This is a genomic window from Pantoea sp. CFSAN033090 (assembly GCF_001264395.1).
Classification (GTDB): domain Bacteria; phylum Pseudomonadota; class Gammaproteobacteria; order Enterobacterales; family Enterobacteriaceae; genus Pantoea; species Pantoea agglomerans.
Genome location: NZ_LGYX01000004.1, coordinates 112,413 through 131,733 on the forward strand (window position 1 = coordinate 112,413; position 19,321 = coordinate 131,733).

General features: G+C 60.1%; 17 protein-coding genes. 10 read left to right on the forward strand and 7 right to left on the reverse strand.

Annotated elements, in window-relative coordinates; genetic code table 11:
* Positions 1–48 precede the first annotated feature (48 nt).
* Complete coding sequence (gene idi / locus AFL22_RS03955) at positions 49–591, forward strand: isopentenyl-diphosphate Delta-isomerase (RefSeq protein ID WP_010254245.1); 543 nt, start codon at positions 49–51, stop codon at positions 589–591.
* A gap of 124 nt (positions 592–715) precedes the next feature.
* Here idi and AFL22_RS03960 read toward each other — a convergent pair whose 3' ends face one another.
* Complete coding sequence (locus AFL22_RS03960; protein WP_010669713.1) at positions 716–2,191, reverse strand: MFS transporter; 1,476 nt, start codon at positions 2,189–2,191, stop codon at positions 716–718.
* A 306-nt stretch (positions 2,192–2,497) separates the two neighbouring features.
* On the opposite strand from AFL22_RS03960, the gene AFL22_RS03965 reads away from it, so the two are divergent.
* From AFL22_RS03965 to AFL22_RS03980, 4 genes are read left to right on the forward strand one after another with little or no spacing between them, the layout of a single operon-like run.
* Positions 2,498–3,409 carry an ABC transporter substrate-binding protein gene (locus AFL22_RS03965; protein WP_022625994.1) on the forward strand — a complete coding sequence of 304 codons (912 nt, stop codon included), beginning with the start codon at positions 2,498–2,500 and terminating at the stop codon, positions 3,407–3,409.
* Positions 3,410–3,412: 3 nt separating this feature from the next.
* The gene (locus AFL22_RS03970) at positions 3,413–4,588 is read left to right on the forward strand and encodes an ABC transporter permease (RefSeq protein ID WP_052270840.1); all 1,176 of its coding nucleotides are present in this window, start codon (positions 3,413–3,415) and stop codon (positions 4,586–4,588) included.
* On the forward strand, positions 4,581–5,528 hold the full coding sequence (locus AFL22_RS03975; RefSeq protein WP_052270841.1) for an ABC transporter ATP-binding protein: 948 nt from the start codon (positions 4,581–4,583) through the stop codon (positions 5,526–5,528). Before AFL22_RS03970 ends, AFL22_RS03975 begins: the two co-directional genes overlap by 8 nt.
* Positions 5,516–6,247 carry an ABC transporter permease gene (locus AFL22_RS03980; RefSeq protein ID WP_052270842.1) on the forward strand — a complete coding sequence of 244 codons (732 nt, stop codon included), beginning with the start codon at positions 5,516–5,518 and terminating at the stop codon, positions 6,245–6,247. Before AFL22_RS03975 ends, AFL22_RS03980 begins: the two co-directional genes overlap by 13 nt.
* 175 nt (positions 6,248–6,422) lie before the next feature.
* Here the strand turns inward: AFL22_RS03980 and AFL22_RS03985 are convergent, their stop codons facing one another.
* The gene (locus AFL22_RS03985) at positions 6,423–7,157 is read right to left on the reverse strand and encodes a MerR family transcriptional regulator (RefSeq protein WP_010254274.1); all 735 of its coding nucleotides are present in this window, start codon (positions 7,155–7,157) and stop codon (positions 6,423–6,425) included.
* Between the two features lie 149 nt (positions 7,158–7,306).
* Here AFL22_RS03985 and AFL22_RS03990 point away from each other — a divergent pair, with 149 nt between their 5' ends.
* From AFL22_RS03990 to ybiB, 4 genes are all read left to right on the forward strand, one after another.
* A complete protein-coding gene (locus AFL22_RS03990; RefSeq protein WP_052270843.1) occupies positions 7,307–7,870 on the forward strand; it encodes an XRE family transcriptional regulator in 564 nt (187 codons plus the stop codon).
* A complete protein-coding gene (locus AFL22_RS03995; RefSeq protein WP_052270844.1) occupies positions 7,867–8,385 on the forward strand; it encodes a GNAT family N-acetyltransferase in 519 nt (172 codons plus the stop codon). The genes AFL22_RS03990 and AFL22_RS03995 overlap by 4 nt, the downstream gene beginning before the upstream one ends.
* A 191-nt stretch (positions 8,386–8,576) precedes the next feature.
* The gene (gene dinG, locus AFL22_RS04000) at positions 8,577–10,745 is read left to right on the forward strand and encodes an ATP-dependent DNA helicase DinG (protein WP_052270941.1); all 2,169 of its coding nucleotides are present in this window, start codon (positions 8,577–8,579) and stop codon (positions 10,743–10,745) included.
* Positions 10,746–10,771: 26 nt separating this feature from the next.
* Positions 10,772–11,740 (forward strand): DNA-binding protein YbiB, encoded by a 969-nt coding sequence (ybiB, locus tag AFL22_RS04005; protein ID WP_010669720.1) that lies wholly within the window; start codon positions 10,772–10,774, stop codon positions 11,738–11,740.
* 1 nt (position 11,741) lies between these two features.
* Here the strand turns inward: ybiB and AFL22_RS04010 are convergent, their stop codons facing one another.
* From AFL22_RS04010 to hutH, 3 genes are all read right to left on the reverse strand, one after another.
* Positions 11,742–12,899: a M20 aminoacylase family protein gene (locus tag AFL22_RS04010; RefSeq protein ID WP_052270845.1), complete on the reverse strand. Its 1,158-nt coding sequence runs from the start codon at positions 12,897–12,899 to the stop codon at positions 11,742–11,744.
* Between the two features lie 200 nt (positions 12,900–13,099).
* Positions 13,100–14,785, reverse strand: coding sequence for a urocanate hydratase (gene hutU, locus AFL22_RS04015; RefSeq protein ID WP_052270846.1), 1,686 nt, complete (start codon positions 14,783–14,785; stop codon positions 13,100–13,102).
* A 15-nt stretch (positions 14,786–14,800) separates the two neighbouring features.
* The gene (gene hutH / locus AFL22_RS04020; protein ID WP_052270847.1) at positions 14,801–16,351 is read right to left on the reverse strand and encodes a histidine ammonia-lyase; all 1,551 of its coding nucleotides are present in this window, start codon (positions 16,349–16,351) and stop codon (positions 14,801–14,803) included.
* A 326-nt stretch (positions 16,352–16,677) separates the two neighbouring features.
* On the opposite strand from hutH, the gene hutC reads away from it, so the two are divergent.
* Positions 16,678–17,433 (forward strand): histidine utilization repressor, encoded by a 756-nt coding sequence (gene hutC / locus AFL22_RS04025; protein WP_010254300.1) that lies wholly within the window; start codon positions 16,678–16,680, stop codon positions 17,431–17,433.
* On the opposite strand, the gene AFL22_RS04030 is transcribed toward hutC, so the two are convergent.
* Positions 17,417–17,959, reverse strand: a complete 543-nt coding sequence (locus AFL22_RS04030; protein ID WP_052270848.1) for a HutD family protein — start codon at positions 17,957–17,959, stop codon at positions 17,417–17,419. The two genes, hutC and AFL22_RS04030, sit on opposite strands and share 17 nt — an antisense overlap.
* Positions 17,956–19,311, reverse strand: coding sequence for a formimidoylglutamate deiminase (locus tag AFL22_RS04035; RefSeq protein WP_052270849.1), 1,356 nt, complete (start codon positions 19,309–19,311; stop codon positions 17,956–17,958). The genes AFL22_RS04030 and AFL22_RS04035 overlap by 4 nt, the downstream gene beginning before the upstream one ends.
* Between the last annotated feature and the right edge of the window lie 10 nt (positions 19,312–19,321).

Consider the following 19,321-nt stretch of genomic DNA (forward strand, 5'->3'; position numbering starts at 1 on the left):
CCGATAATTCTGTGCCAGAATAGTTGGGAATAATCTCAAGGAAACGCCATGTCTGCTATTGAAGTTATCCTCGTTGACCACCTCGATCGTCCCACCGGCAAGATGGAAAAGCTGGAAGTGCATGAAAAAGGATTACTGCACCGCGCGGTGACGGTCTACGTCTTCAATTCCCGGCAGGAGCTGTTGCTACAACGGCGTGCCAGCGATAAATATCATTGTGGTGGCTTGTGGAGTAATACCTGCTGTGGTCATCCTTATCCCCATGAATCAACCCGCGACGCCGCCGAGCGCCGCTTGCGTGAAGAGATGGGGATGGTGGTGACGCTGACGCCGGTGTTTGAGCTGAGCTACAACCTGAAACTGAGCAATGGCCTGACTGAACATGAGTATGGTCACGTCTTCTTTGCCGTCTGCGACAGCCTGCCGCAGCTGAATCCGCAGGAAGCGGATGCCTGGGATTATCGCCCGATGGCGCTGATTGAGCAGCAGATGCAGCAGCAGCCACAGCAGTTCACACCGTGGTTTTTGCACACCTTCCCGCGCATCCCGGACTATCTGGAGCAGTTTCCTTTCCCGCAAGTCACCGCATAAAAAAACCGCACTAAGGTGCGGTTTCAATGCTGGCCGGAGAAGTCGGGCCGGTGTAAACAATGCGCCAGGGTTATGAGCCCGTTTGCTCCCTGAGCCTGCGCGCTATCCACGCCCTGACCATTGATTATCGCTGCAGCTCGAAATCTTCCGCATCCACATCATAACCCGACGGTTCCCAGCGGATCGCCAGCAGCGCCAGCAGGCCCGCCAGTGGTGCCAGGAAGATCACCCAGAACACGCCGGTGCCCAGCGCCGCGACCAGCACCGGAAACAGAAACAGCGAAACGGTAGAGCTGCCGCGCATCAGCGTCTGGTTAAAGCCGACACCCACGCCGCGCAGCGACGTCGGATAGCTCAGCGACGCAAAAGTCATGGTATGGGAGCCAGGCCCGAATCCCTGTCCAAACAGGAACAGCGCCAGCATGCCGATCGCCAGCGCGGCTTCCTGGCCGCCTTCCGGACGACCAATCAGCGCCAGCCCGAGCAGCGCCACGCACTGACAGGCATAACCCGCCACCGACATCTTCCACGCCCCGAGGCGCGGCACCAGTCGCACCGCCAGTATCCCGCCGACAAAGGCGAACAGCAGATTCAGCGCCAGCGACACCAGAATGGTGGTAAGCATTGACTGGGCAAAGAAGCTGGAGATGATCACCGGCAAGCCAAACGCCACCGCGTTATAAGCAAAAGATGAGGCAATGGAAGTGATGGTCGCCAGCAATGTACGGCGGCGATAAACACCCTGTAACAGCGCGCCATAGTTACGCCAGCTCGCCTTGCGCACCGGCATGGCAGGCGTCAGCGCGGCGTCGGGTGCCACCTGGGCATTAATACTCCACGCACTGCGTAAAATCGCCGCGGCACCTTTCAGGTCGCCCTGATTCGCCGCCCAAACCGGGGATTCGCTCATGTAACGGCTACGGATGGCGATGATGATAATCGCCGGAACGGCACCAAAACCGAGGATTAGACGCCAGAGCCAGTCGGTGTGGCTTTCGGGTAACACGGCATAGAGCAGCAGCACCAGCAGATAAGAGATGCTGATCGCCGCATACCAGGTTGGGCACCACATCGCCACACTGGCCGCTTTATTCCCCTTGCCACGCAGTCTGGAAAACTCCGCCAGAAACGCCATCGCCACCGGCAGATCGATTCCGACCCCCAGACCCATCACAAAACGCGCGCCGGCCAGCACGTACTCATTGGGGGCAAACGCACAGGCGATAGCCGCCACCACGAAAAAGAACATATCGGCCATAAACACCCGATAACGGCCAATTTTATCCGTGAGATAGCCGCCGATCAGTGCGCCGATAATGGCCCCGAAGGTGATTGCCGAGGCGACCATGCCGGTGCCGGTCGGGGTGAGATTGAATTCGCGCGTGATGTCTTTGATGCCAAAGGCCAGCGCACCCAGGTCGTAGGCGTCAAGGAAGACGCCCCCCAGCGCAATCGCCACCACAATGCGGGCATTATTACGGGCGCTGTCGCCACTGTTCACTAATCGGGAGACGTCAGCTGCGCTGCGGATCCACTGTGTTTCGCCACCGGGCGAACTCCCTGCTGTTGCCACATGGGCGGAAGAGGTCAGGTCGGACATGATGTTGTGCGTCTTTTATTATAAAAACAGATTTCCGAGGATAGCCGTTTAGACGCCCAGACGTAAATTCATTTCGGTTATATGAGATGAATTTATAATCTCAAATCGTTATCAATTTGCGATAAAGTCAGCTACATCGCCGCTGCGCCAGGCTACGCTTTTAAGGCAGATAATTTCCGCTGCACGCCTTGCCAGCCTCCCGCAGAGTGGCAGGAGGGCAGCCTGAACGCGCAGGCGCACAACGCCTTGTTAATCATCACGCACGAACAAAACGTAAAAACAACACACTGCGATAAGGAAAAAGCCATGGTCAGAATTCGGGGTTGGATGGGCGTCAGCGCTTTGCTGCTCAGCATGGGGATAGCACAGGCGGCGGACCCGGTGCGGGTCGGCTCGAAAATTGATACCGAAGGTTCACTGCTGGGCAATGTGATTCTTCAGGTGCTGGAAAAGCACGGGGTAAAAACCGTCAATAAAATTCAGCTCGGCACCACGCAGGTGGTGCGCGGTGCCATCACGGCGGGCGAACTTGATATCTATCCGGAATATACCGGCAACGGTGCATTTTTCTTCAATGATGAGAAAGACAGCGCCTGGAAAAATGCCACCGAAGGCTACGAGAAAGTGAAGAAGCTGGATGCGGAGAAAAACCATCTGGTCTGGCTGACGCCCGCTCCGGCCAATAACACCTGGACCATCGCTGTGCGAAAAGATCTGGCTGAAAAAAATCAGCTCAACTCTCTGGCGGACCTCAGCGCCTGGCTGAAAAAAGGCGGCACCTTCAAACTGGCGGCCTCAGCAGAATTTATTGAACGCAGCGATGCCTTACCCGCCTTTGAAAAAGCCTATGGCTTTGACCTCAAGCAGGACCAGCTGCTGTCGCTGGCTGGCGGCGATACCGCTGTTACCATCAGCGCAGCGGCACAGCAGACTTCCGGCGTAAACGCGGCGATGGCGTACGGCACCGACGGTCCGGTGGCGGCATTAGGTCTGCAGACGCTCAGCGATCCTAAAGGGGTTCAGCCGATTTATGCGCCGACGCCGGTGATCCGTGAATCGGTACTCAAAGCCTATCCACAGATTGCAGAGTGGCTCAAGCCGGTGTTCAGCGCGCTTGACGAGAAGACGCTGCAACAGCTCAACGCCAGAATCGCGGTCGACGGTCAGGATGCCAGCAGCGTAGCGACCGAATGGCTGCAGCAGAAAAAGCTGCTGTAACCGATGCAGATATCGCGGGAAGCGATACGCCGTCCGGTTGAGCAGCCGGTGGCACTGCTGCTGCTGACGCTGCTGAGTCTGGCGCTGGTGGCATTGCCGTTTCTGAACTTCGCCCCGAACCGTCTGGTAGCGGGTGAACCGCTGATGGGCTGGCAGATTAGCCGCTTCGGGCTGTTGCTGCTACCGCTGGTGACGCTGTGGCTGCTGCTGTGGCGGCAGCCGACCCGCATCACGCTGATGCTGGCGCTGCTGGCGGCAGAACTGATGCTGGCGGCGATTATCTGGCTCAGCGGTCATCAGGCCACTTTACTCAGCCAGCAGGGCAGCCGTCTGGCGCGCACCAGCTTTGCCAGCGGATTGTGGTGCAGCGGCGCGCTGATCCTGCTGCTGATCACCGATCAGGTGCGGCAACTGACCCGCCATCGGCTGGCACAGCTGCTGCTCAATCTGCAGGTCTGGCTGTTGCCGCTGCTGCTGCTGTTCAGTGGCCAGCTCAGCGATCTCTCCCTGCTGAAAGAGTATGCCAACCGCCACGCGGTGTTTGATGCCGCGCTGAGCCGTCATCTCACCCTGCTGACGGGCACGGTGGTGCCTGCGCTGATGATTGCGCTGCCGCTGGGCGTCACGCTGTTCCGGCGGCCTGGCTGGCAGGGCGGGGTGTTCGGTGTGCTGAATGTGATTCAGACTGTGCCCTCGGTGGCGCTGTTTGGTCTGCTGATTGCGCCGCTGGCCGGACTGGCTCAGCAGTTTCCGTGGCTCGGCGACTGGGGCATCAGCGGCATTGGGATGGCTCCGGCGCTGATCGCGCTGGTGCTTTACGCCCTGCTGCCGCTGGTGCGCAGCGTGGTGGTGGGGCTGCAACAGGTGCCGCACGAGGTGCGTGAGAGTGCACGTGGCGTCGGCATGAGTGGCTGGCAGCAGTTTATTGCGGTGGATGTGCCGCTGGCGCTGCCGGTCTGGCTGGCGGGCCTGCGGGTAGTGGTGGTGCAGACGCTGGGCATGGCGGTGGTTGCGGCGCTGATTGGCGCGGGCGGCTTTGGCGCGATTATTTTCCAGGGACTGCTAAGCAGTGCGCTTGATTTGGTGTTGCTGGGTGTGATCCCGGTGATTGCGCTGGCGGTGGTCATCGATGCGCTGTTCCGCCTGCTGATCTCACTGCTGGAGAGAAAAGATGATTGAGTTTGACGGCGTTTCCCGCGCGTTTAACGGTAAAGCGGCGGTGAAAGATCTGTCGTTACAGGTGGCGAAAGGGGAATTTTGCGTGCTGCTTGGCACCTCCGGTTCGGGCAAATCGACCACCCTGAAGATGATCAACCGGCTGGTGGAGTTTGACAGTGGTGAAATCCGCTTTGCCGGAGAGTCGATTCGCCAGCTCGATGCCCGCACGCTGCGGCGGCGCATGGGTTACGCCATCCAGTCGATTGGCCTGTTCCCGCACTGGACGGTGCGGAAGAATATCGCCACGGTGCCAGTGCTACTGGGCTGGCCCCGGGCACAAATCAATGAACGTATCACGGCGCTGCTGGCGCTGCTGAATCTCGATGCGCAGCTGCTGGACCGCTATCCGCATCAGCTCTCGGGTGGGCAGCAGCAGCGCATCGGCGTGGCGCGGGCGCTGGCGGCGGATCCGGAAGTGTTACTGATGGATGAGCCGTTTGGCGCACTCGATCCGGTGACGCGCGGGGTGCTGCAACAGGAGATGTTGCGCATTCATCAACTGTCGGGCCGCACCATCGTGCTGGTGACGCATGACATCGACGAAGCGCTGACGCTGGCAGACCGTATTGTGCTGATGGATAACGGCGAGATTGTTCAGCAGGGCAGGCCAGTCGAGCTGCTGACCCAGCCGAAAAATGATTTTGTGCGCGACTTCTTTGGTCGCAGCGAAATGGGGGTACGGCTGCTGTCGCTGGAGCAGGTCGGTAATGCCGTGCGGCGCGGCGAGTGGCTGCCGGGCGAACCGATCGCTGCGGCACTGACGCTGCGCGATGCCCTGTCGCAGTTTATCGCCCGGCGTACCGATAAACTGCCGGTCATCGACGATCAGCAGCGGCCGCTGGGCGTGCTCCACTTTGGCGATCTGCTGCAACTGCGCGAGGATTTAACATGCGCAGGCTAAGGGATCCGCTGCTGTGGCTGGTGCTATTCTACGGCGCGCTGCTGACCCTGATGCCTTACAGCGGGCCGCTGTTTCACCGCTGGTTTCCCGAACTGGCGCGACCATTCTATCAGCAGGAGAGCTTCTGGCAGCTGACGCTGGCGCATCTGTTTCTGGTGATCACCGCCAGCCTGCTGGCGATTGTGCTTGGCATTGGCAGTGGTGTGCTGGTGACGCGGCGGGCGGGGCGGGCCTTCCGGCCGCTGATGGAAACCATTGTGGCGGCAGGGCAGACGATTCCGCCGGTGGCGGTGCTGGCGATTGCGGTGCCGGTGATGGGATTTGGCGCCTGGCCCGCGGTCGTGGCGCTGCTGCTCTATGGATTGCTGCCGATTTTACAGGGGACGCTGGCGGGTATTGATAGCGTACCGGCCAGCAGTCGGGAGATCGCCATCGGGGTCGGCATGAGTAGCTGGCAGCGACTGTGGCAGATTGAGCTGGCGCTGGCTGCGCCGGTCATCATCGCCGGGATACGCACCTCGGTGATCATCAACATCGGCACCGCTGCCATCGCCTCGACGGTCGGCGCGAAAAGTCTGGGATCGCCGGTGATTATCGGCTTAAGCGGCTTTAATACAGCCTATGTCATTCAGGGAGCATTACTGGTGGCGCTGCTGGCGATAGTCAGCGATCGCCTGTTTGAACGCCTGCAGCGCTGGCTTAGCGTGAGTGAACGATGAGAGAGTATCCCACCAGCATCAGACCGCCGGTGCCGCCTGCCGCCATAATAAAAAACAGCGTAGCGAAGAAAGCTTTTTTACAGTTCATGGGTAAAACCTGAGCTCGTTAATAGTGAGGCGGGGATAATAGCGCGCGCAAGGCAGCAGGCAAAGTGCCCGGCGTGCGTTTTTGTTATCAGGCGGGATCGTGCAACCGCACGGCATAGCCCTGTTCCTGCCAGTGTGACAGCTGTTCCTGCTGGCGGCGGGTCAGTTTTTTACCGGTAAAGACAAACATATTCATGCCGGGAAAGAGTTCAGGACGCGGTAAATCCAGCGGTTCTGCCAGCACATCAATCCGCCAGCCATGCTGCGACAGACGCCAGCCTTCCAGCCAGATTCGGGTACGATCGTCGATACCCCAGCCAATAATCAGCGCATCTTTACCCGATTTTTTGCGGCTGCCGGTCAGGCAGAACGCGACATAATCGATCAGCAAACCATCCAGCAGACTGCACATGGTGCGGGCGGTGTTCTGATCCAGACTCAGCTTCTGGCGCACCGGCATAAAAACATGATCGATCAGCGCATCAATCGGATGTTCGCGACCAATCGCGGCAATTTTATTACGAAGTTTAGCGGGTCTGACGTGACGCAGGACGCTGATCAGCTCATCCTGGAGTGTGGTCCAGCCGTCATGGGCATCAACATCGCCACCTTCCAGCAGTGCCTTAACTTTACCGACCGGCACGCCGCTTTCAATCCAGCGCATGATCTCTTCGATGCGATGAACATCTTCTTCGTCAAACTGACGATGTCCGCCTTCGGTACGTTGCGGCTTCAGTAAGCCATAACGACGCTGCCAGGCGCGCAGTGTGACTGGGTTTATGCCACAGCGCTCGGCGACGTCACCGATACTGTATAAGGTCATAAATTCCTCTTTCGATTGGTCTGAGTGCAATTACCATAACGAAGCCGACTAAGTTGTACAATACATTTCTCGATGTACAACTTGACTGATACGTCGTTTCTCCGTTATATCTCATATAAGAGAATTATTCCCAAATATGAGAAATCATCATGTCAGAGCTGAATACGGAGCAACGACTGGCGGTGAGGCTGGCAGAATTACGCCTGCAACGCGGCTGGTCGCTGGATGAACTTGCTGTCGCAACGGGCATCAGTCGTGCGTCATTATCGCGCATTGAACGAAGCGAGACCAGCCCTACTGCTGCGCTGCTTAACCGTCTGTGTGTTGCCTACGGATTAACGATGTCGCGCCTGCTCAGTGAAGTGGAGGAGGAGTCCAGTTTGCTGATCAGAGATGACCAGCAGCCCGTGTGGCAGGATGAATCCAGCGGATTTATTCGCCGGAATGTTTCACCTCCTGCGCTTCATTTCCGATGCGAACTCGTTGAGGGCAAATTACGGCCTGGTGCACGTATAGATTACGATGCGCCACCCATTCAGAGTCTGGAGCAGCATATCTGGCTACGCGAGGGCGGCCTCACCGTCACGATGGGGGCGCAGCAGTGGGCGCTGAAGCCCGGTGATTGCTTACGTTTTCATCTGGTCGGGAAATCGGCTTTTGAGGCGCACCTGACTGACGGCGCGCGCTATTTACTGGTGGTGGCGAAACCATGATCGATTACACAATACTTCGCGCCGACGAAGCACAACCGCAATTGGATGAACTCACAGCGGTGCTGCAGGCCTGTGTGGCAGACGGCGCCAGCGTCGGCTTTATTGATGCTGAAGACGAAGAGGTGATAACGCGATTCTGGCAGCAGCGGATCGCCGCTCTGGCAGACGGCGACAGCGAACTATTCGTTGCGCGGCAGCACGGTCGCATCGTGGGCACTGTCATTCTCAGTGGCAGCGCCATGCCTAATGGCCGACACCGGGCGGAGATCAGCAAATTGCTGGTGCATCCGCAGGCGCGCCGTCAGGGCATCGCGCGTGAGCTGATGCAGCGCGCTGAGCAGCAGGCCCGTGCGCAGGGCAAAACGCTGCTGGTGCTGGATACGCGCAGCGGCGATGTCGCCAGCGATCTCTATCGCTCGCTGGGCTGGCAGGTGGCGGGGTCGATCCCGTTTTATGCCGAATCCACCGCGGGCGTGCTGGATGCCACCACCTATATGTACAAAGTGCTGGCGTAGCCAGCCGCTAGCTCATGCGGCTGGCCTTTCTTCGTGCCGGACCGGCCTGGGTTGACGGGCTGCCCGCACGACCCTGAAACGGGCAACTGCTGAAATTTACGACGTCGCACGAAAAATTCGGCGCGAAAGCTGACGCCAACAGGATACTGTGTAAAAATACAGGCCATATTTTCGGTGTGGTAACGCAAATCATGGCCCTGACAGCCGCAGTAAAAAGCCAGATAGCGCAATGGTATAAAGCGCTTCAGGAGCAGGTGCCTGACTTCATCCCACGTGCGCCGCAGCGCCAGATGATCGCCGAAGTGGCGAAGTGCCTGGCGGGCGACGATTCGCGCCATCTGGCGGTTGAAGCGCCAACCGGCGTGGGCAAAACCCTCTCTTATCTGATCCCGGGCATCGCGGCCAGCCGCGCCCAGGAGAAGCGGCTGGTGATCAGCACCGCCAACGTGGCGCTGCAGGATCAAATCTTCACCAAAGATCTGCCGCTGCTGAAAAAAATCATTCCCGATCTCACCTTTACTGCCGCCTTTGGCCGCGGGCGCTATGTCTGTCCGCGTAATCTGGCGGCGATGGCGGCCGATGACGATGAGCAGGGCGATCTGCTGCTTTATCTGGACGATGACGCCGTCAGCAGCACTAAAGAGGAGCAGACGCAGTGTGGCCGGTTGCAGAAATCGCTGGATCGCTATCAGTGGGACGGCCTGCGCGATCACAGCGACGAGAACGTCAGCGACAGCCTGTGGCAGCGGCTTTCCACCGACAAAGCGAGCTGCCTTGGCGCACACTGTCGCTGGTATCGTGAATGCCCGTTCTTTGTGGCGCGGCGCGAAATCGAGCAGGTCGATGTAGTGGTGGCGAACCATGCGCTGGTCATGGCAGCAATGGAGAATGAGTCGGTGCTGCCACCGGCAAAAAACCTGATGCTGGTGCTGGATGAAGGGCATCACTTGCCGGAAGTGGCCCGCGATGCGCTGGAGATGAGCGCCGACATCACGCCGGGCTGGAGCAGCCTGCAGCTCGACCTCTTTATCAAGCTGGTAGAGAGCATTATGACGCAGATGCGGCCAAAATCGCCGCCGCCGCTGGCTAACCCGGAGCGGCTGAAAGCGCACTGCGATGAGCTGCGAGAACTGCTGACGATTACCGCTCAGGCGCTGAATCCGCTGCTGCCACCGCATAATCAGCCGGGCGAATTCCGCTTTGTGCTGGGGGCGTTGCCCCAGGAGTTGCTGGATCTCTGCGCCCGGCTCTTTAAGCTCAGCGATGCGCTGCGCGGCCTGAGTGAAGGTTTGATTAATGCGCTGAGCGAGCAGACCGGCAAGGTGGATGTGGTGCGACTGCATCGCAATCTGCTGCAGCTCAATCGCCAGTTTGGCTGGTTTGAATCGGTCAGCAAACTGTGGCGGCTGGCGGCGATGGAAAAAGCCTCTGGCGCGCCGGTGTCGAAGTGGATCACCCGCGAGCTGCGCGAAGGTCAGGCGCACCTGCTGTTTCACTGCGCTGGCATCCGCGTCAGCGACCAGCTGGAGAAGATGCTGTGGCGTAAAATTCCGCACGTGGTCGTGACCTCCGCCACGCTGCGATCGCTTAACAGTTTCAACCGCCTGCAGGAGATGTCGGGACTCAGCGAGAAGGCGGGCGACCGCTTTGTGGCACTGGACTCCCCGTTTAACCACGTGGAGCAGGGCAAGCTGGTGATCCCGCAGATGCGCTATGAGCCGCTGATGACGCACGAAGCGGAGCATATCGCGGAGATGGCCAGTTTCTTCCGGCAGCAGATGGCGGAGAAAAAGCACAAAGGCGTGCTGGTGCTGTTTGCCAGCAACCGGGCGATGCAGCAGTTTGTCGCCTGTCTGCCCGACCTGCGCCTCTCAATGCTGGTTCAGGGCGATCAGCCGCGCAGCCGCCTGGTCGATCTGCATCGTCAGCGCGTCGCCAAAGGGGAAATCAGCATCCTGATTGGCCTGCAGTCGTTTGCCGAAGGGCTGGATCTTAAAGGCGATCTGCTGAGTCAGGTGCATATCCATAAAATCGCTTTTCCCCCGGTAGACAGTCCGGTAATTTTGACCGAAGGCGAGTGGCTGAAAAGCCTGAAACGCTATCCGTTTGAGGTGCAGAGCTTACCCAGCGCCTCTTTTACCCTGATTCAACAGGTCGGACGCCTGATTCGCAGCCATCAATGTTATGGCGAAATCGTTATTTACGACCGCCGCCTGCTGAGCAAATCTTACGGCAGCCGGCTGTTAGCGGCGCTGCCGATCTTCCCGATTGAGCAGCCGGAAACGCCAGAGCCGGCAGCGATACCGGCCACCGTGGTGCCAAAAAACACGGTGCGTAAACGACGTCCCACGCGGCGCTGAGCCGCGCACTTAACCGGAAGCGAGTGATGGAACTGAATAAAATCATTAAAGAGATTGGTCGCGGTAAAAATCATGCCCGCGATATCGACTTTGATACTGCCGTGGCGCTCTATGGCGCGATGCTGGCGGGCGAGGTGCCGGACCTGGAGCTGGGCGGCATTCTGATTGCGCTGCGTATCAAAGGCGAAGGCGAAGCGGAAATGCGCGGCTTTTATCAGGCGATGCAGGCGCAGATGATGCAACTGCAGGCGCCGGAAAACCGCCCGATGCCGGTTGTGATCCCCAGCTACAACGGAGCACGCCGGCAGGGCAATCTCACGCCGTTGCTGGCGCTGCTGCTGGTAAAACTTGGCTTCCCGGTGCTGGTGCATGGCGTCAGCGACGACGCGACGCGCATCACCAGTGAAGCGGTGTTTGCCGCGCTGGGTATTACCCCCGTCACCACCGCAGAGGCGGCGCAGGCAAAACTCGATCAGGGCGAACTCGCCTTTATCACCATCGATCATCTCTGCCCGCCAATGGCGAAACAGCTGTCGCTGCGCTGGCGAATGGGCGTGCGTAACAGCGCGCATACGCTGGCAAAACTGGCGACCCCGTTTGCCGAACGTGCGGCGCTGCGTCTGTCGAGCGTGTCGCATCCGGAGTATGTGCCGCGTGTGGCGAAATTTTTCAGTGACATCGATGCGCCTGCGATACTGCTCAATGGCACCGAAGGGGAAGTCTATGCCAATCCACAGCGCTGCCCGGCGATCAGCATGATTCAGGGCGCAGGCGCAGAAGCGGAAGTGTGGGTTGAGCGTCAGCCCGAAGTGGCCGTTGAACTGCCGGCCGATAAGACGGCAGAGGTAACCGCGCGCTGGATTGAGCAGGTGCTGAATCAGCAGCGGCCGGTGCCCGCATCAATGCGACTGCAGCTCGCCTGCTGCCTGCGCGCCAGCGGCCAGTGCGACTCGCTGGCGGCGGCAGAGCAGCAGATCCTCGCCGCCGGTTACTGACTCAGGCTGCTGGCAGCGTCTGTTCAACCAGGTTCTGCCAGAAAGTAATGCCAATTGGCAGCAGCGCGTCGTTGAAGTCATAACGGGCGTTGTGCAGTGGGGCGGAAGGCGTGTCGCCATCCGCGCCCAGCCAGAAGTAGGCACCCGGACAGGCCTCCATCATGCAGGCAAAATCTTCAGACGCCATCGACGGATTGACCTGCCACTGAACCTGTTCGGCCCCCAGCGTCGCCAGCGCCACCTCGCGCACCTGCTCAGCCGGGGCAGCATGGTTGGCGGTCACCGGATAGCCCGGTAACCACTCAATCTCACCGCTGACGCCAAACGGACGTGGCAGGGTAGCAACAAACTCATCAATCAGCCCGCGCACTTTTTCGCGCACGCTGGTCTGCAGGCAGCGCACCGTGCCGCGCAGTACAATCTGTTCCGGGATCACGTTGATTGCTTCGCCACCGTGGATCTGCGTCACGCTGACCACCGCCGAGGCGAGCGGCGAGAGCCGACGTGACGGAATCGTCTGCAGCGCCAGAATCAGCTCAGCCGCCACCACCATTGGGTCGGCACCGCTTTCCGGCATCGCCGCGTGGCAGCTTTTGCCGTGCAGGGTAATCTCAAACGAATCCAGCGACGCCATCATGGCGCCAGGGTTAACCGCCAGTGACCCCAGCGGCAGGCCCGGCCAGTTGTGCATCGCATAGATCGCATCCATCGGGAAGCGCTGGAACAGTCCCTCTTCCACCATTTTGCGCGCACCGCCCAGGTTCTCTTCGGCAGGCTGAAAAATGAAATGTACCGTGCCGCTGAACTGGCGTGTGGCGGCCAGCTGTCGGGCGGCGGCCAGCAGAATGGCGCTGTGACCGTCGTGCCCGCAGGCGTGCATCACGCCGGGAGTGGCGGAGCGCCATTCAGTGTCGCCTTTTTCCGTAATCGGCAGCGCATCCATATCCGCACGCAGCCCGATAACAGGGCCGGGACCGTTTTCCAGCGTGCCGATCACGCCGGTGCCCGCCAGACCACGAAACACCTGCAATCCCGCCCGCTCTAACTCATCAGCGATAAACTGGCTGGTTTGCTGTTCCTGGTAACCTAATTCGGGGTGGCGATGAAACTCACGGCGCCAGCGCAGGGCATCTTCAAGCAGGGCAGGGGAAAGGGTCATGCAGAGTCGCGCTCCATACAGAATGAGAAGATTTCACTTTAGAGGTCGGGTGGCGCTGCGTCTATCGCCGGCAGGACGAAATCTGGCTATAGGCTAAATCAAAATGGAATAAGTAATAAGGAAGTGATGTCCGGGCAGGGCTTCAGAAGGGAAAAACGCGAAGAAAACGGGGCAAACCGCTGCCCGCCCCGTTCAGCGTATTACTTCTGCATCGGCAGGTTCAGTTCATGCTCTGCCGCGCAGCTTTGTGCCAGCTCATAACCCGCGTCGGCATGACGCATCACGCCGGTGGCCGGGTCATTCCACAATACCCGACCCAGACGCGCATCCGCCTCTTTGCTGCCGTCACAGACAATCACCATACCGGCGTGCTGCGAGAAGCCCATGCCGACACCACCGCCATGATGCAGGCTGACCCAGGTCGCGCCGCCTGCGGTATTCAGCAGCGCGTTGAGCAGCGGCCAGTCTGAGATCGCATCCGAGCCATCCTTCATCGCTTCGGTTTCACGGTTAGGTGAGGCAACCGAGCCGCAGTCGAGATGGTCGCGGCCAATCACCACCGGCGCTTTCAGCTCGCCGTTGCGCACCATTTCATTGAACGCCAGACCGGCAAGATGCCGTTCGCCCAGTCCCAGCCAGCAGATACGTGCTGGTAGTCCCTGGAAGGCGATGCGCTCCTGCGCCATATCCAGCCAGCGATGCAGCGTTTTGTGGTGCGGGAACAGTTCTTTGAGTTTCGCGTCGGTCTTGTAGATATCTTCCGGATCGCCGGACAGCGCCACCCAGCGGAACGGGCCTTTTCCTTCGCAGAACAGCGGACGGATGTAGGCCGGTACAAAGCCAGGGAAGTCGAAGGCGTTGCTGACACCCTCATCCAGCGCTACCTGACGGATATTGTTGCCGTAGTCCACGGTCGGGATGCCCATATGACAGAAGTCGAGCATCGCCTGCACGTGGACCGCCATTGATGCACGCGCCGCTTTCTCCACTGCCTTCGGCTGTGAGACGCGTTCCTGCTGCCAGCGCGCCAGATCCCAGCCAGCCGGCAGATAGCCATTAATTGGATCGTGTGCCGAGGTCTGATCGGTCACGATGTCCGGTTTTGGCCCTCCCGCCCGGGCGCGTTTCACCAGCTCCGGCAGGATCTCGGCGGCATTGCCCAGCAGCCCGACCGAAATCGCTTTTTTCGCCGCGGTCGCTTCGCTGATTAACGCCAGCGCTTCATCCAGCGTGGTGGCTTTGTAATCTACATAGCGGGTACGCAGGCGGAAATCGATGCGCGACTCCTGACACTCAATCGCCAGCACACAGGCCCCGGCCAGAACGCCCGCCAGCGGTTGCGCGCCGCCCATGCCGCCCAGCCCGGCGGTGAGGATCCAGCGTCCGCTGAGGTCGTTGTTGTAGTGCTGACTTCCCGCTTCCACGAAGGTTTCGTAGGTGCCCTGCACGATGCCCTGCGCGCCGATATAGATCCAGGAACCGGCGGTCATCTGGCCGTACATCATCAGGCCCGCTTTATCCAGCTCATGGAAGTGATCCCAGGTCGCCCAGTGCGGCACCAGATTGGAGTTTGCCAGCAGTACGCGGGGTGCATCCGCATGGGTGCGGAAGATGCCGACCGGCTTGCCGCTCTGGATCAGCAGGGTTTCATCCGGCTGCAGTGCCCGCAGCGAACGCAGGATCTGCTCGAAGCACTCCCAGTTACGCGCCGCCTTACCGATGCCGCCATAAACCACCAGATCTTCCGGCCGCTCGGCAACATCGGGATCGAGGTTGTTCTGAATCATGCGGTAAGCGGCTTCAATCAGCCAGTTGGCGCAGTGCAGCGTGGTACCGTGAGGCGCGCGAATTTCACGTGCCACAGCCTGAGAAAGAGTTTCGCTCATGAAAGATTCCTTAATTCAAGAAGTTGGGCGCATGCTCGGCAGCAGCGCGGTCAATGCCTGAGGCCAGTCAGTGCGACTTGCCCACTGACGCATTGCCTCGATATCGGGAGCCAGCAGGCGATCCTCCTCAAGGAAGGCGACCTGCTCGCGAATGGTGTCGATGGCCTGCTCAATCAGCGCAGAGCTTTTCAGCGGCCGGTTGAATTCAATGCCCTGTGCGGCGGCCATCGCCTCAATGCCGACTACCGCGGCGCTGTTAAAGCACATACTGCCGAGACGGCGCGCGGCGTAGGTTGCCATCGAGACGTGATCTTCCTGATTTGCGGAGGTCGGCAGACTGTCGACGCTGCCCGGATGGGCCAGCGATTTATTCTCAGAGGCCAGCGCGGCGGCGGTCACCTGGGCGATCATAAAGCCGGAGTTTACGCCGCCGTCGCGCACCAGGAAGGGCGGCAGACCCGACAAGCCGCTGTCCAGCAGCAGCGCCAGCCGCCGCTCGGAGATGGCCCCGACTTCGGCAATCGCCAGCGCCAGGATGTCCGCAGCAAAGGCCACCGGTTCGGCGTGGAAGTTGCCGCCGGAGATCACATCGCCGCTGTCACTGAACACCAGCGGGTTGTCAGAGGCCGCGTTCGCTTCGATTTCCAGAATCCGCGCCGCGTGGCTGAAGTTGTCCAGGCAGGCACCCATCACCTGTGGCACGCAGCGGATGGAGTAGGGATCCTGAACGCGGCCGCAATGCGTATGCGACAGCACTATTTCACTGCCCTCAATCAGGGTGCTGACGGCAGCGGCGACCGCAATCTGACCATGCTGACCGCGCGCCTGATGGATACGGGCGTCGAACGGTTTTAGCGAGCCTTTAATCGCCTCCAGCGACAGCGCACCGGCCATCAGACCGGCGGCAAACAGGTTTTCACCCTCAAACAGGCCGCGCAGCGCCAGCGCAGTTGAGACCTGGGTGCCGTTAAGCAGCGCCAGTCCCTCTTTCGGGCCGAGTACAAACGGCGACAGGCCCACGCTTGCCAGTCCTTCGGTGGCCGGGATCAACTCACCCCTGAGCCGGACCTGACCTTCGCCCAGCAGCATCAGCGACATGTGCGCCAGCGGTGCCAGATCGCCGGAGGCACCGACCGAGCCTTTTTCCGGGATGCAGGGCATGACACCCGCATTGAACAGCGTCAGCAGCGCCTCAACCAGTTCGATTCGCACGCCAGAGTGACCGCGTGCCAGGCTGATGATTTTGGTGGCGACCACCAGACGGGTAACATTGTCGGGCAGCAGATCGCCCAGCCCGACGCTGTGTGACAGCACCAGATTACGCTGCAGATCCGCCAGCCGACTGGCCGGGATTTGCGTCTGCGCCAGCTTGCCGAAGCCGGTATTAATGCCATACACCACGTTGCCAGAGGCGACAATCGCATCCACGGTCTGCTGCGCCGCCGCAATTGCCTGACGCGCGGGCTCATCAAGCGTCAGCGTGACGTTGCCCTGATAGATAGCGCGTAATGTGGCGAGGTCCACCTCGCCTGGCACCAGGCGCAAAACCTGAAACGAACCTGACATAGTCTACTCCTGTCTATACAAGTGTGCTGGTGTGGCTAAACTGCTCTCCTTGCCCTTATCCAGCGGAATAATACGAGTGAAACATAAGCGTTAATTCTTGTCTATGCTTGTCTATACAATCAAAGAGAGCAAGCAAGTGCCGTGCCAGGCCGATCACAAAAATCGATTGCCCGTCCGCTGTGGGTTGACTATTTAGCGCTACTCAGAGGCTGCACCATCAGGATGCGCAGGCTGCACCATTGGGGCACCGCGCAGCGTACTGGATGTATATACATTCACACGGTGAGACAGTAAACTTAGGGGACTTTCAGCATAAGGAACAGCAAATGGTTGAGCATACGGCACTGGCACAACTGGCGGCGGCAATGAGCGATGAGCCTGCCCCGATTTATCAGCGGGTGAAGCAGGCCATCGTCAGCCAGATCCGTGAAGGGTTGTGGAAAGCGAATCAGCGTGTGCCATCAGAAAGTGAACTGGTTAATGAACTGGGCGTCAGCCGCATGACCATTAACCGGGCGCTGCGTGAACTCACCAGCGAAGGCTTTCTGGTGCGGATGCAGGGCGTCGGAACCTTCGTGGCGGAGATGAAAGGCTACACCGCCATGCTGGAGGTGCATAACATCGCCGATGAGATCGCTCAGCGCGGCCATCAGCACAGCTGCAAAATTCTCGCCATCGGCCAGGACAAAGCCGATCCTGAGCAGGCGGCGGTGCTGGGCCTGACCACCGGGCAGACGCTCTATCATTCGCTGATTGTGCATTACGAAAATGATCTGCCGGTGCAGCTGGAGGACCGTCTGGTCAATCCGCTGGTCGCGCCCGATTACCTGACGCAGGATTATCAGCAGATGACGCCTTACACCTATCTGATGCGCGTTGCGCCGCTGACGGCGGGCGAGCACATTGTTGAAGCGGTGTTGCCCGATGCGCGTCAGCGTAAACATCTGTCGGTGGATGAGCACGAACCCTGCCTGCTGATTCGCCGTCAGACCTGGAGCGACACTAAAATCGTGACCTATGCGCGGCTGCTCTATCCCGGCTCACGTTACAAATTACTGGGCCGCTTCAGGGGACACGGTTAAGACGGGTAAACAGCAGCCGGGCATCGGTATCGCACGGGCTGAGTGCTGTTTCTTCATCGACCCACCACGCGCCCTGTTGTGCGGTCAGCCGTTCCCCGTCAGCCGTCTGCCAGGCGCCAGCCAGCACCCAGGCAACGCCATGCAGAGTGCTGACCGGCGTGGTCACCACCTCTACCGCTGCCTGCCATTCCCCGCGCCGCGTCATAATATTAAAATCTTCGCTGACGCTGCCCTGCAGCTTTGCCGTTAAGGCGAGTTCGCCGGCAAACGCCCAGGGCTGCTGAGGCGTCAGTAAGTGCTGCACGCCCGGCGCGGTCAGCAACACCGGATCGCCATGCAGCAGGGTAATCACCCGATCAATGTCAGGAAAGGCTGAGAAGGGACCATCCTGCGCCAGCGTCGCAATGCTGGCGCGCCAGCCGAAGCGCTCCGCGCCGGGCGGAAAGCTGATGATTTCGCGGGTCTCGCCGCCGCCGTTGCGCCAGCGGCTGACCGCCAGCTCCGCGTACGTGAACCGGGCGATCATCGCAGCGCCTCCATCGCCTGAGCAAAGCGGGCGGCACACGCCGTCTGGTGCGGATGCACCCCATCTTCTACCACGGCTTTACCCGCCACATAAACGTCCCGAATCTGATCGCGCTGCCCGGCAAAGAGCCAGCGGTTGAGGACGGCGTGCGACCCGACGCTGCCGAGCCACGCCTCATCCCGCAGCACCAGCCAGTCGGCACGTTGTCCCACCGCCAGCGTGCCCTGCTGAATGCCACACGCCTGCGCACCGCCCGCTGCTGCCTGTTGCCACAGCAGATCGCCTACCGACGGCTGGCCGGGCAGGGTAATCCGGTTGCGACGCTGGTCGCGCAGTCGCTGAGCATACTCCAGCCAGCGCAGCTCCTCCTGGGCGCTCAGCGAAACGTGACTGTCAGAGCCGATGCCCCAGCGTCCGCCCTGCGCGATGTACTCCACTGCCGGAAAGATGCCGTCACCGAGGTTGGCTTCAGTGGTCGGGCAGAGACCCGCCACTGCGCCACTGCGGGCGAGACGCGCCAGCTCACTCTCATCCAGATGGGTGGCGTGGATCAGGCACCAGCGCGCATCCACCTCAAAGCGGTTCAGCAGCCAGGCCACCGGACGCTCGCCGCTCCACGCCAGCGAGTCATTCACCTCTTTCTGCTGTTCAGCCACATGGATATGTACCGGCAGTGTCAGATCACTGGCCGCCAGCACGTCCTGCATCTGGCTTTCACTCACCGCCCGCAGTGAATGGAAACAGAGGCCACGGTTCAGCAGTGGCCTTTGCTGCTGCCACGTATCAAGCCGCGCCTGCTGTTGCAGATAGCGGTCGGTCTGCTGGATAAAACGCTTCTGACCCGCCGACGCTGGCTGGCTGCCGAAGCCGCTGTAGCTGTAGAGCACCGGCAGCAGCGTCTGGCCGATACCGGCGATCTCCGCCGCTTCAATCAGCTGTTGCAGCATCGCATCATCACTGTAGGGCGCACCCTGTGTGTCGTGGTGCAGGTAGTGAAACTCTGCCACCTGGGTGTAGCCGCCTTTCAGCATCTCGATGTAGAGCAGGGCGGCAATATCGCCCACCTGTTGCGGCGTCAGGCGCTGCACCATGCGGTACATCAGATCCCGCCACGTCCAGAAACTGTCCTGAGGATCGCCCGCCACTTCAGCCAGACCCGCCATGGCACGCTGGAAGGCGTGCGAGTGCAGGTTGGCGATTCCCGGGATCACCTCGCCGTTGAGCCGGATAGCCTGATCAGCGTGGCTATCCGGAGTAATGGAGTCGATAAAACCGGCCTGATTGACCGTGATACGCACCTGCTGCTGCCAGCCCTCCGCCAGCAGGGCACGCGAGGCAAAAAAAGTCGCCATGGTTGATCCT